The sequence below is a fragment of the Pseudomonas sp. GW-45 genome (genome assembly GCF_056896675.1).
In genome coordinates, this window is sequence record NZ_CM167674.1 from 330,797 (window position 1) to 343,830 (window position 13,034).

At 56.7% G+C, this 13,034-nt stretch carries 11 protein-coding genes; 5 read left to right on the forward strand and 6 right to left on the reverse strand.

What is annotated here, in order from left to right; translation table 11 throughout:
- The first annotated feature begins 115 nt into the window (after positions 1-115).
- Genes AC1XYH_RS01470 through AC1XYH_RS01485 form a run of 4 tightly spaced genes read left to right on the forward strand, consistent with a single transcriptional unit; the run spans position 116 to position 3,020 of the window.
- Positions 116-898 carry a sulfite exporter TauE/SafE family protein gene (locus AC1XYH_RS01470; RefSeq protein WP_483324903.1) on the forward strand — a complete coding sequence of 261 codons (783 nt, stop codon included), beginning with the start codon at positions 116-118 and terminating at the stop codon, positions 896-898.
- Positions 899-907: 9 nt separating this feature from the next.
- On the forward strand, positions 908-1,702 hold the full coding sequence (gene lgt, locus AC1XYH_RS01475; RefSeq protein ID WP_483324904.1) for a prolipoprotein diacylglyceryl transferase: 795 nt from the start codon (positions 908-910) through the stop codon (positions 1,700-1,702).
- Positions 1,699-2,493, forward strand: a complete 795-nt coding sequence (locus AC1XYH_RS01480) for a thymidylate synthase (protein ID WP_483324905.1) — start codon at positions 1,699-1,701, stop codon at positions 2,491-2,493. The genes lgt and AC1XYH_RS01480 overlap by 4 nt, the downstream gene beginning before the upstream one ends.
- Positions 2,490-3,020 carry a dihydrofolate reductase gene (locus AC1XYH_RS01485; RefSeq protein WP_483324906.1) on the forward strand — a complete coding sequence of 177 codons (531 nt, stop codon included), beginning with the start codon at positions 2,490-2,492 and terminating at the stop codon, positions 3,018-3,020. The genes AC1XYH_RS01480 and AC1XYH_RS01485 overlap by 4 nt, the downstream gene beginning before the upstream one ends.
- 69 nt (positions 3,021-3,089) lie before the next feature.
- Here AC1XYH_RS01485 and AC1XYH_RS01490 read toward each other — a convergent pair whose 3' ends face one another.
- From AC1XYH_RS01490 to AC1XYH_RS01515, 6 genes are all read right to left on the reverse strand, one after another.
- Positions 3,090-4,775 (reverse strand): putative bifunctional diguanylate cyclase/phosphodiesterase, encoded by a 1,686-nt coding sequence (locus tag AC1XYH_RS01490; RefSeq protein WP_483324907.1) that lies wholly within the window; start codon positions 4,773-4,775, stop codon positions 3,090-3,092.
- A 227-nt stretch (positions 4,776-5,002) separates the two neighbouring features.
- Entirely contained in the window at positions 5,003-6,841 is a 1,839-nt protein-coding gene (gene ilvD, locus AC1XYH_RS01495) for a dihydroxy-acid dehydratase (RefSeq protein ID WP_483324908.1), read from the reverse strand.
- 93 nt (positions 6,842-6,934) lie between these two features.
- Positions 6,935-8,218 (reverse strand): amino-acid N-acetyltransferase, encoded by a 1,284-nt coding sequence (gene argA, locus AC1XYH_RS01500; protein WP_483324909.1) that lies wholly within the window; start codon positions 8,216-8,218, stop codon positions 6,935-6,937.
- A gap of 75 nt (positions 8,219-8,293) precedes the next feature.
- Positions 8,294-9,442 carry an acetylornithine deacetylase gene (gene argE / locus AC1XYH_RS01505; RefSeq protein ID WP_483324910.1) on the reverse strand — a complete coding sequence of 383 codons (1,149 nt, stop codon included), beginning with the start codon at positions 9,440-9,442 and terminating at the stop codon, positions 8,294-8,296.
- Between the two features lie 61 nt (positions 9,443-9,503).
- Positions 9,504-10,763 (reverse strand): inorganic phosphate transporter, encoded by a 1,260-nt coding sequence (locus AC1XYH_RS01510; RefSeq protein ID WP_483324911.1) that lies wholly within the window; start codon positions 10,761-10,763, stop codon positions 9,504-9,506.
- 37 nt (positions 10,764-10,800) lie between these two features.
- Positions 10,801-11,478, reverse strand: a complete 678-nt coding sequence (locus AC1XYH_RS01515; RefSeq protein WP_483324912.1) for a TIGR00153 family protein — start codon at positions 11,476-11,478, stop codon at positions 10,801-10,803.
- Between the two features lie 126 nt (positions 11,479-11,604).
- On the opposite strand from AC1XYH_RS01515, the gene AC1XYH_RS01520 reads away from it, so the two are divergent.
- The gene (locus tag AC1XYH_RS01520; RefSeq protein ID WP_483324913.1) at positions 11,605-13,008 is read left to right on the forward strand and encodes a CYTH domain-containing protein; all 1,404 of its coding nucleotides are present in this window, start codon (positions 11,605-11,607) and stop codon (positions 13,006-13,008) included.
- Positions 13,009-13,034: the final 26 nt, after the last annotated feature.

The window sequence follows — 13,034 nt, forward strand, 5'->3', positions numbered from 1 at the left end:
GGGTGAGACATATCCTGTTGGCTTTGCGTGGTTATGGTGACGGCGTGTTTCCGCTAAACTAGCGCACTTGCCGGATGCCAGCAGTGCATCTGAATTAGTTTCAGTTGGGGGCGTTGTGGAATTTCTGATCTATCTGATACTGGGCGGCTTTGCCGGCACGCTCGCCGGACTGTTTGGCGTTGGCGGCGGCATGATCATAGTGCCGGTGCTGGTCTACAGTTTTGCCCTGCAGGGATTCTCGCCCGAGGTGTTGACCCACATGGCGGTGGGTACTTCGCTGGCGACCATTGTTTTTACCTCAATTAATGCAGTGCGCGCGCACCATCGCCTTGGCGCGGTGCGCTGGCCACTGTTTGTCTGGATGACGCTGGGCATTGTCGTGGGCAGCGTGTTTGGGGCGCTCACCGCGTCCTACATTTCCGGGCCCGTGCTGCAGAAAGTCATCGGTGTGTTTGCTATTGCGGTCGCAATGCAGATGGCCTTTAAACTGCAGCCCAAAGCGGCCCTAGATGTGCCTGGGAAACCAACACTGACCCTGGCGGGCGCTTTCATCGGTTGGGCCTCGGCCATTTTTGGTATCGGCGGCGGTTCGCTGACGGTGCCTTTTCTGGTGTGGCGCAGCGTGCCTATGCAACAGGCCGTGGCGACTTCTTCGGCTTGCGGTATGCCGATAGCGCTTGCTGGTGCCGCCAGCTTTATCTGGACCGGCTGGGCTGCCACGCCGCTACCGGAGTGGAGTCTGGGATATATTTATCTGCCGGCGATGATTGGCATCGCGGCGACGAGTATGCTGTTTGCTGGTTTTGGTGCGCGGTTGGCGCATCGCCTATCGCAGACGCTTTTGAAGCGACTGTTTGCTCTGCTGCTGCTGTGCGTGGGTATCAATTTCCTTGTTTAGAGATCCGTTATGCTGACCTACCCGAATATCGATCCGGTTGCTGTCTCGTTGGGACCATTACAGATTCATTGGTATGGCCTGATGTATCTTATCGGCATCGGCGGAGCCTGGTGGCTGGCCAAACGCCGATTGCCCGACCACTTCCCGGAGTGGAGTAAGGAGACACTCTCTGACTTGGTGTTCTGGGTCGCGCTGGGGGTGATTGCCGGGGGGCGCCTCGGTTATGTGCTGTTTTATGACCTGCCCGCCTATATCAATAATCCGCTGCTCATTCTGGAAATATGGAAGGGCGGAATGTCGTTCCACGGCGGTCTGTTGGGTGTGTTGTTGGCAGTATTGTGGTTTTCTTACAAGAACAAGGCGCCGTTTTTCCGCCTGATGGACTTTGTTGCTCCACTGGTACCCATTGGCCTGGGTACTGGGCGCATCGGCAACTTTATTAATTCCGAGCTATGGGGCAAGGCGACTGACGTACCTTGGGCTATGGTATTCCCTAACGATCCGGCGCAATTGGCGCGGCATCCGTCGCAGCTGTACCAGTTTGCGCTGGAGGGGGTGGCGCTTTTCACCATTCTTTGGATCTACTCCAGCAAGCCTCGCCCGACGATGTCGGTCAGCGGCTTATTCGCCATCTGTTACGGCGTATTCCGCTTTGCTGTTGAGTTTGTTCGAGTACCGGATGCGCAGCTTGGTTACTTGGCGTTCGGTTGGCTGACCATGGGTCAGCTGCTGTGTATTCCGATGATTCTTTTGGGAGCCCTGATGATGGGGCAGGCTTACCGTCGTGAGGGGCGCTACGCATGAAACAGTATCTCGATATGATGCGCTTGGTGCGCGAAACCGGAACCTATAAAAGTGACCGCACGGGCACTGGAACCTACAGCGTCTTCGGCCACCAGATGCGTTTTGATCTAGCGGCTGGCTTTCCTATGGTTACCACCAAGAAATGCCATCTCAAGTCCATCGTGCATGAGCTTCTTTGGTTTTTGCAGGGCGATACCAATATTGCTTACCTGAAAGAAAACGGCGTTTCCATCTGGGACGACTGGGCTGATGAGAACGGTGATCTGGGTCCGGTTTACGGTTACCAGTGGCGTTCCTGGCCAGCGCCTAACGGTGAGTCGATTGATCAGATTAGTAATCTGATTAAGATGATCAAGAGCAATCCTGACTCACGTCGATTGATTGTCTCCGCCTGGAACCCAGCGCTGGTTGATCAGATGGCTCTGCCGCCCTGCCATGCGCTGTTCCAGTTCTACGTAGCCGATGGCAAGTTGAGCTGTCAGCTGTATCAGCGCTCGGCGGATATATTTTTGGGCGTGCCTTTCAATATTGCCAGTTATGCATTGCTGACATTGATGGTGGCACAGGTCTGTGACCTGACGCCCGGCGACTTCGTTTGGACGGGCGGCGACTGCCACTTGTACGCGAACCATATTGAGCAGACTGACCTGCAATTGTCGCGTGATCCGTTGCCGTTGCCGCGCATGCGACTGAATCCTGAGATCAAGGATCTGTTTGCTTTTACCTTCGACGATTTCACGCTGGAAGACTACCAATTCCATCCGCATATTAAAGCGCCGGTGGCGGTATGAGTCGCTCTGGGCAAAGCATCAAAGTCGCCATGATTGCTGCCATGGGGCGCAACCGGGTGATTGGTTGCGACAACAAGATGCCCTGGCATCTGCCTGAAGACCTTAAGTACTTCAAGGCGACGACCATGGGCAAGCCGATTGTGATGGGCCGCAAGACGTTCGACTCGCTTGGTCGGCCTTTGCCTGGCCGCAGCAATATTGTTATCAGTCGTCAGGCTGACCTGAGTATCCCCGGTGTGCAGGTGGTGGATAGCATTGAGCAGGCCCTGACCCTGGCGCGGCATCAGGCCGAGCTGGATGCGGTGGATGAGATCATGATTATTGGCGGCGGCAATCTCTATCAGCAATGCCTTGCGCTGGCGGATCGATTGTATCTAACTCGCGTCGAGCTGGAGCCACAAGGCGACGCCTGGTTTCCAGCGTTCAGTGATGCAGAGTGGGAGTTACGCGAGGAGCGGGCGGTAGCCGAAGGTGAGGCTTATCCAGCGCATTGCTATCAAGTGCTGGATCGACGGTTGGTAGCCTGATCCGAAAGCCTGCCGGTTAAGTGATGAGCGGCCCCGCCGTGGCAAAGCGGGTGCTCTTTAAAGGGGTTGCTAGGTGCTGGGGATGCCGGAAATGATGGCATCTAACGGCCGTGGTTTACCGATCCAGTAACCCTGCAGAAAGTTGCCACCCCAACTTGAGAGCTGGTCGGCGCTATGCGCATCTTCCACATAGTTAGCTGTCACTTGCTTGCCCATGCTGCGCGTTAGCGTGATCAGATTCTGTACGTAGCTGGCATGTGCCGCGTCTCGCTGCGGATTTAGCTCATTGGTATTGATCTTCACGCCCTTGATCGGTAGCCGGCTCAGGTAGCCGAAAGCGCCGTATTCCGAACCGAAGTGATCCAGCCAGATATCGACTCCGAGTGCAGCGAGCGCATTGCACAACTTGCCCGCTTGGCCTGCGTGTTTCAATAGCGCATCTTCGCGTAGCTCAAGCTGCAGTAGATGTGGCGAGACTTTGCTTTTGATGAGTAGTTGTTTTAGCTGATCAGCAAAGCGTGGCTGCTTCAGCTCGCGATCGCTCAGGTTAATTGACAGCCTGCAGTCAATCCCAGCGTCCTGCCACTGACTCACTGCTTCTAAAGCCTGTCCAATCACCCAATGCCCCATAGGCAGAATGAGCCCGCTGTGCTCTGCCAGCTTGAGAAAGGCGTCAGGCGTGAGCAGGCCTAGGGTGGGGTGCTGCCAACGCAGTAAGGCTTCCCAGGCGACCGTGTCGCCATGCTGGGTATCCACTATGGGTTGGTAGTGCAGGCGGAATTGTCCTTCCAGCAGGCCATGCCGCAGACCTTGCTCCACATCCAGATTGTGCTTTGTTTCGGCCTCTTCATCTGGGCTGTAAAAAGCGTAGGCGTTGCGGCCATTCGCTTTGGCTCGGTACAAGGCTTGATCGGCGTGCTGCAATAACTCTGCGGCGGTAGTGCCGTGAGTGGGAAAGGTGGCAATACCGATGCTGGCTGAAATGAGAAGGTGATGACCGCTGAGGGTAATGGGCTCACTCAGGGTATGAATAATTTTGCTGGCGATCAGCGCGGCGTCGTTCGGATCATGCAGGTCATTTAGCAACGCGACAAACTCGTCGCCGCCGATGCGCGCGATCAAATCATCCTGGCGCATGGTTCGGCGCAGTCGATTGGCAATGACCGCCAGCAGTAAATCGCCGAGGCCGTGGCCGAAGCTATCGTTGATCTGTTTGAAATAGTCGAGATCGATATACAGTAGCGCGAAGCCGGTGGGGCTGCGTTGACCACGAAGAATCATGCGCTCCAGCTCGTCTTCCAGTAGTGCGCGATTGCCCAGCCCGGTGAGCGGGTCCTGGCGCGCCAACTGCGCCAGCTTCTCGCCGCCACTGCGCCGCAGCGCGGCGTGAATTAGCGCACGGTGCAGTTGTTCGGCATCCAGGCTGGCGTAGGCTAATACATCGTCGGCTCCATCTTCTATCGCGGCGCTGTCTTGCTCTGGTGTGGTGCCATCGCTTATCAACAGATAAAGCGTACTGGTAGCGGCGCGGCGCGCTTCGCGCAGAAGAGGGAGGTCATTGGGTAACAGGCAGGCCTGGAAATCGCCTTTGGCGAGCCGGGCGACAGCTTCACGAGGACGCGTACAGATTTCAACATCCAGCGGAGCGGAAGTCTGTGCATGACACAGCTCCAACAACTGCTCGCGTTTCGCAGGGTCGGTTTCAACCAATAGCAGTTTGGTTACTGTGATTTTAATCTGATCCGTGCCAGGCATCTTTGGTTTTGTTCGTCCATGCACAATTCAATGACGCTCTGATGTTAACGTCATCACAGACAACTGGCAGCATTCTGATGTAGCGGAAGGACTGAATCTCCGACCGGCGGTATGGCACAAGGCCTTTAGTGGCGGCGGCTTGACGGATTGGTGCGAGGATTTCGGAGATGACTTAATATTGGCGCGGATAGGGTAGCCTAACCGCGCCTTAGGGCGTGCTAGCTGTATCAGCCGTCGAGCATCGCTTTGTCGCGCACGGCGCCTTTGTCGGCGCTAGTGGCGAGCAAGGCGTAAGCCTTCAGTGCCGTGGTCACTTTGCGAGGGCGGTGCTCAACCGGTTTCCAGCCGAGCTTGTCCTGCTCAATGCGGCGATGCGATAACTCTTCATCGCTGACCAGCAGGTTGATGCTGCGATTGGGGATATCGATCAGCACCTTGTCGCCATCGCGGACCAAGCCAATGGCGCCGCCAGCAGCTGCTTCCGGCGAAGCGTGGCCAATGGACAAGCCCGACGTGCCGCCGGAGAAACGTCCGTCGGTCAGCAGCGCACATTCCTTACCCAAGCCCTTTGATTTCAAATAGCTGGTGGGATAAAGCATTTCTTGCATCCCCGGGCCGCCTTTTGGGCCTTCGTAGCGAATGATGACGATATCGCCAGCTTTTACTTCATCAGCCAGAATGCCTTTTACGGCAGTGTCCTGGCTTTCAAAAATCTTGGCGCTACCTTCGAATACGTGAATGGACTCATCCACGCCGGCGGTTTTTACCACGCAGCCATCCTGCGCGATGTTGCCGTAGAGCACAGCCAAGCCGCCCTCGGCCGAGTAGGCATGCTCTACACTGCGGATACAGCCGTTCTCGCGATCGTCATCCAGGCTATCCCAACGGGTAGATTGGCTGAATGCGGTTTGCGTTGGGATGCCCGCGGGGCCGGCTTTGAAGAAGGTGAGTACTGCTTCATCATCGGTCTGGGTGATATCCCATTTGGCGATTGCTTCTGCCATGCTTGGGCTGTGAACGGTCGGCAGGTCTGTGTGCAACAGACCACCGCGTGCCAGTGAGCCGAGGATGCTGAAAATACCGCCGGCGCGATGCACATCTTCCATGTGGTACTTCTGGATATTGGGCGCCACTTTGCACAGTTGAGGCACTGTGCGTGAGAGGCGGTCGATATCGCGCAGGTCGAATTCGATCTCGCCTTCCTGCGCGGATGCCAGCAAGTGCAAAATAGTATTGGTGGAGCCGCCCATGGCAATGTCTAGCGTCATGGCGTTTTCAAATGCTTTGAAATTCGCGATATTTCGCGGCAACACGCTGTCGTCGCCATCGGTATAGTATTTTTTGCACAGGTCAACAATGGTGCGGCCCGCGCGCAAGAACAGCTGCTCACGGTCGCTGTGGGTTGCCAGCATGGAACCGTTACCCGGCAGAGCCAGGCCCAACGCCTCGGTCAGGCAGTTCATTGAATTGGCGGTGAACATGCCGGAGCAGGAGCCGCAGGTCGGGCAGGCAGAGCGCTCGTATTCGGCGACTTTTTCATCTGAATTGCTTTCATCTGCAGCGACCACCATGGCATCAACCAGATCCAGACCGTGGCTGGCTAGCTTGGTCTTGCCAGCTTCCATAGGTCCGCCAGAGACGAAGACCACAGGAACGTTCAGACGCAGTGCGGCCATCAGCATGCCGGGGGTAATTTTGTCGCAGTTGGAGATACAGACGATGGCGTCGGCGCAATGCGCGTTGACCATATACTCGACCGAATCGGCAATGATCTCGCGACTGGGCAGCGAATAGAGCATGCCGTCGTGGCCCATAGCGATGCCGTCGTCGACCGCGATGGTGTTGAATTCTTTGGCTACACCGCCGGCTTTTTCAATTTCGCGCGCGACCAGTTGGCCCATGTCTTTCAGGTGCACGTGGCCCGGTACAAACTGGGTGAAGGAGTTGGCGACCGCGATGATCGGCTTCTTGAAGTCTTCATCTTTCATGCCGGTGGCGCGCCACAGCGCGCGAGCGCCGGCCATGTTGCGGCCAAAGGTGGATGTTTTTGAGCGGTAATCAGGCATGACAGTAATCCCGTGGTGTATTGCAATCGGATAAGCATACCAATTCGCCGCGCGGCATGCAGCCGCTCGGCGCTGGTGTGATGCAAGATTGGTTCAGAGGGCTTTTTCGAAGACCTTTGAATTTCTCTGGTAGTTGTACAGCTCGGCGCGTTTGGCCGGTAAACGTTCTACGCTGCTGGGCACAAAGCCGCGTTCGCGGAACCAGTGTGCAGTGCGGGTGGTGAGCACAAACAGCGTATCAATTTTCATGCTACGCGCTTGCGCCTCGATGTGCTGCAGCAACTGATCGCCACGACCACCCTGCCGGTAGTTAGGGTCGATTGCAACGCAGGCCAGCTCCGCCGAGGTCGAGCCTTCCAGCGGGTACAGTGCGGCGCAGCCGATAATAGTGCCGTCGCGCTCAACCAAGGCGAATTGGCTGATCTCGGTTTCCAGTACTTCGCGTGAGCGCCGTACGAGAATGCCGGCATCTTCCAATGGGCGCAGCAGATCTAGCAGGCCGCCAACGTCTTCTATGGTGGCTGCGCGGGTTTGCTCGAAGGCTTCCTGAGCAACCAGCGTGCCGCCGCCGTCGCGGGTGAACAGTTCATTGAGCATGGCGCCGTCTTCGGCGAAGCTGATGATGTGCGAGCGGCGCACACCAGCGTTGCAGGCTTTGCAAGCGGCGCGCAGCAAGTTACCCGGCATCGTATTACCAAGGCTATTGAGCAAGGGCGCGGCGCGGGTCGGTTTAAGTTCGCGCAACAATTGGCCACTCTCATCTTTGATGCCGGTATCTTCGCCGAACAGAATGAGTTTATCGGCACCCAGGGCGGCCGCCACGCTGGTCGCAACATCCTCAGAAGCGAGGTTGAATACCTCGCCGGTGGGGGAGTATCCCAGGCTCGACAGCAACACTATGTCGTGCTCATCCAGATGGCGACTGATGGCTTTGCGATCAATGCGTCTTACTTCGCCGGTGTGATGAAAGTCGACGCCGTCAACCACGCCAATCGGTTTGGCAGTGACCAGATTGCCGCCGGTTACCCGTAAGCGCGCGCCCTGTTGCTGCGTGCACAATTGCGCCTCAATGGCTATACGTAGCGCGCCAACGGCTTCAGTCACGCAGGTCAGCGTGTCGATATCAGTGATGCGCAGATCATTGTGATAACGCGAGGTGATGCCGCGAGCATTCAAGCGCTCTTCAATCTGTGGGCGCGAACCGTGTACCAATACCAGGCGCACATCCAGGCTGTTAAGCAGCATGATGTCGTGGACGATATTGCTGAAGTTAGGGTGCGCCAAGCCTTCGCCCGGGAGCATCAGCACGAAGGTGCAATCCCGGTGCAGGTTGATATAGGGCGTCGAGTGGCGGAACCAATTGACGTAGTCGTGCATTCGCGGGGTTTCCATGCAAAAGAGCTATTAAAGGGCCTGTCGCAGCAAGCTTCAAGTTATTGGTCGCTGAATCGGTTATTGCAGGCAGAATCGTTTGATTAATTCGCGCAGTATATCGACGGTTGGATTGAGTCTCTCCATGGCCAGAAACTCGTCCGGCTGATGCGCTTGATCGATGTCGCCGGGCCCAAGAATCAGCGTCTGCATGCCGATTTGGTTCAGGTAAGGGCCTTCGGTGGCAAACGCGACGCTGCCGGCGCTATATCCGGTGAGTGCCTCACAAGCCTTGACCAGTGGCGCGTCGGCCGCCGTTTCCATGGGCGGCACGCCTGGAAACAGCGGCGCATAGACAATCTCGACCTGACGTTCGGCAGCAATGAGGTCCAACCGAGTCTGGATGTCGGCACGCAGGGCGTCCGGGTCCATGCCCGGCAGTGGCCGGATGTCGAACTCCAGTGCACATTTGGCGCAGATGCGATTGGGATTGTCACCACCATGAATGCAGCCCAGGTTCAGCGTGGGCGTCGGTACGCCGAACAGCGGATTGTTCCAGCGCTTCTGCCAACTGCTGCGCAACACCATCAGTTCGCTGATGACGCTGTGCATAGCTTCCATCGCATTGTTGCCGAGCGCAGGGTCCGACGAGTGCCCAGCCTGACCGGTAATGTCGATGCGCTCCATCATAATGCCCTTATGCACACGAATGGGCTTGAGCCCGGTCGGCTCGCCAATGATGGCATGACGTGCTTTTGGCAGGCCACTGGCAACCAGCGCACGTGCACCGCTCATGGAGCTTTCTTCGTCGGCGGTGGCGAGCACGATGAGCGGCTGCTTGAAGGGCTGATCAACATAATCGCGTACGGCTTCGATGATTAGCGGAAAAAAGCCTTTCATGTCGCAGCTGCCCAGCCCATACCAGCGCCCATCCTGCTCGGTCAGCTTGAAAGGGTCGTGCTGCCAACGCTCGGGATTGCAGGGTACGGTATCGGTATGGCCGGCCATTACTAGGCCGCCAGGTCCGCTGCCCAGGGTCGCGATCAGGTTGGCTTTTCCGGGCTCTCCGGGAATCGGCTGAATCTCGCACGCAAAGCCTAGGTCGCCGAGCCAACTGGCTAGCAGATGCACTACCGGTAGATTGGACTGGTCCATATCGTCTTGGGTGCAACTGATAGAGGGTAGTTTGAGCAGGGCGTCGAATTGCGCTTTTAGCGAGGGCAAAGCCATGGAAACTCCGGGCGGCGTAAGCGAACAGGAGTGTTCAGCTTACGCCGCCGGGTGCTATTCGTCAGCTGAAAATAGCCGAAAGGATAAAGAAGTAGATGATCGCGAGAACCGCGCCAGCGGGCAGGGTGACCACCCACGAGCTGAAGATAGTACCGATTACTCGCAGGTTAAGTGCGCCGATGCCTCGCGCCATGCCAACGCCAAGCACTGCGCCTACCAGGGTGTGGGTCGTCGAAATTGGCAGGCCGATGCTGGAAGCGCCGACCACTGTGGTCGCAGTGGCCAGTTCGGCAGCGAAACCGCGGCTGGGTGTCAGCTCGGTGATGTGCTGGCCGATTGTCGCCATGACTCGGTAGCCGTAGGTGGCTAAGCCGACGACGATACCAACACCGCCGAGCAACAGTACCCAGCCGGGAACCACTGACTTCTCGACAATATCGCCGCCGGAGCTTAGTACGCCAACAATGGCTGCCAGCGGACCCACCGCGTTTGCGACATCATTGGAGCCATGGGCGAACGCCATGGCGCAGGCGGTAAAAATCATCAATATGGCAAAGACTTTTTCCACGCTGGCGAAGTGGAAGCTCTTATCTGCAACAGGGTCAGGTTTGATACGCTTTAGCAGTAACACGCCCACGGCGCAGACGATTGCGCCGAACAGCAATGCAAGGCCCAGGCTCTGCAGGCCACTCAGCTCAAGACCAACGTGCTTGAGGCCCTTGGTCAAAGTGACGATGGTGACGATAAAGCCGACCGCGAACATATAGAAAGGCACGTACCGCTTAGCATTGGCAAAGGGATCTTCGGTGTTGAGGATCAGCTTGTGCACACTCATGAAAATCATGAAGGCAACCACACCGGACAGCAGAGGAGAAATGACCCAACTCGACACAATGGGTACCACACCGCCCCAATGCACGGCATCCATGGATACGCCAACTGCGCCGAAGCCGATGACGGCGCCAATAATGGAGTGAGTGGTTGATACCGGCCAGCCTTTGATCGATGCAATTAGCAACCAGGTGCCGGCAGCAAGAAGCGAGGCCAACATGCCGAAGATCATCTGGTCCGGACTGATCATGTCAGCGTCAAGAATGCCGCTACGAATAGTTTGGGTAACGGAGCCGCCGGCCAAATAAGCGCCGAGGAATTCGAAAACCATGGCGATGAGAATCGCCTGTTTAATGGTCAGCGCGCGGGAACCGACCGAAGTGCCCATGGCATTAGCCACGTCGTTGGCGCCTACCCCCCAGGCCATGAAAAAACCGAAGAGGCAGGCCAGAATGAGCAGGACGGTGCCGTACTCTGTAATCAGCGTCATATTTAGTACTCTGTTGGATGCATGGTTCGGCTTGCCCTTAGCGGGCCATCAGCAATTCCAGGCGGTTGCCTACGCGCTGGGCGCGGTCAGCGACATCACCAATCCATTCGATGATCTGATACAGGAACATCACGTCTACCGGAGGTAGATCCTTTTCTAGTTTGTACAGGTCAGCGCGCAGCTTGATCTGCATGTTGTCGGTGTCGTGCTCGATCGCGTCGAGCTCTTCAATCATGCGCTCCACCAGCGTTACTTCGCGGCCGGAGAAGCCGGTTTCCAGCAGCTCGTCCAGTTCGTTCATTGCTGTGAGTGCTTGGGCTGCGGCATCCACTGAACGTTGCACAAAGGCTCTGAAAGCATCATTCAACGGCACCGGGATCATCATCTTGCGACCCAACATCAGGCCGGCGATATCCTTGGCGCGGTTGGCAACTTTGTCCTGTACACTGAGCAGCTCAAGCAGGTCTGAACGCGGCACAGGAAGAAACAGACTTTTGGGCAGGTGTACGCGTACATCCTTCTTGAGTTTGTCAGCATCCCGTTCGAGCTGGGCAATCTGCTGTTGAATACGCTCGGCCGCAGTCCAGTCATTAGCGATGACTGCTTCGATAAAAGGCATCAATTGCGCAGCACACTCGTGTGCTTTGGCAATGTGCTGCTGCATCGGGCCTATAGGGGAGCGGCCGAACAGGCTGAGAAAGGGATTGTTAGGCATAGCGCCTCCAGCGGGAGATTAGGCCGCAAAGTATAGGTGCTGCATGTCTGGCCGTCATCTGATTGACATCAAAAGAACACATTTTTACCGCTTGCCCCTCGGGCGGCGGTATGGCAGAGAAACCCGATGGGCAAAGAAACCGAAATTAAATTGCGCGCTAGTGCTGATGTACTGAATGCCTTGCGTGAGCATCCCTTGTTGAAGAGCCGTTTGGTCGATGACTGGCAAATCAGCACCTTGTACAACCAATACTATGATACGCCTGAGCGCGATCTGGCTGGCGCGAAAGTGGCGCTGCGCCTGCGGCGTGATGGCGATGCCATCATCCAGACCCTGAAAAGTCGCGGCCAAAGTGTCGCGGGTCTATCAGAGCGCAACGAATGGGATTGGAACCTGCAAGAGCAGGCGCTGGACTTCAGTTTGCTGGACGACAGTTGCTGGCCTGCGGCGTTGGCCGAGCTGGACAAAAGCACGCTGCAACCCGTGTTTACCACCGATTTCCAACGTACCCGCGTGCTGCTGCGCTGGGAACGTGATGGCGAACAAGTTGAGGTCGAGGCAGCGCTGGATCAGGGTGAAGTGTCGGCTGGCGAACAGGTTGAACCGATCAGTGAGCTGGAATTGGAAATTCGCACAGGATCGCCCGTCGCTTTGCTTGAGCTGGCCCTCGAGCTGTGCCGTGATCAGGTGCTGATGCCATGCGATATCAGCAAAGCTGAGCGTGGCTATCGGTTATTTGATCCAAGCAGCTACGCGTTACGCCTGGATGCACCGCAATGGCAGGTTAGCACCAGTGTTGATGACGTTATTGAAGGTCTGATTACTCAATTGTTGGGCCGCGTTCAACGTTTGGCTGAGCAGTACCGCTATGCTCGGCAGTGGAAGCTGTTTCGCGAGTTGACCGGCAGTATGACTGCTTTGCGTGCTTGTTTCGGCGTATTTGACCTAGCCTTGCCACGTTCTTCGGCACAGTCTTTTATTGTGCCTCTGGATCAACTGTTGGCGGTGTTTCAGCCGCTGGTATTGGAGGGTTGGGCTGATGACACTGCTGGTGAAATAGCACGTAAGCAGGCGAGTGAAGCGTTCGATCAGCAACTGTCTGATGCTGCTTGGGGCCAGCTGTTCGTTGAACTGGCACTATGGCTGTTGGCCAAGCGCTGGCAGACCAAGCGCCCGCCACGTGGTGATCGTATTGCGGCGCTGACGTTACAGCGCTGGCTGCTCGGTACGGTGGGCAAGGAGATTCAAGAGCTGCGCGTACCTCACCATAATGATACCGACCACCAAGTACATGAGTGGATGGATCAACTGCCACGGCTTGGTCGCTTGCATCTATTGTTGGGCAACTTCCGGTCTTTTCTTGAGGTCTCTGAGCCCGATCGCTTGTTTGGTGAATTGAACAAGCTACAGGCGTTGCTGGAGCAATACCCGCAGATAGAAGAAGAGCAACGTGAGCTGCTGTTGGCGGCGCTGCGCAAGCAGGGCCAGCGAGTGCGTAAGCTAAACGCGTGGCGTGAGCTGAATCAGTAACCAGTAGCAGGCTGGTCTGGCGGCCC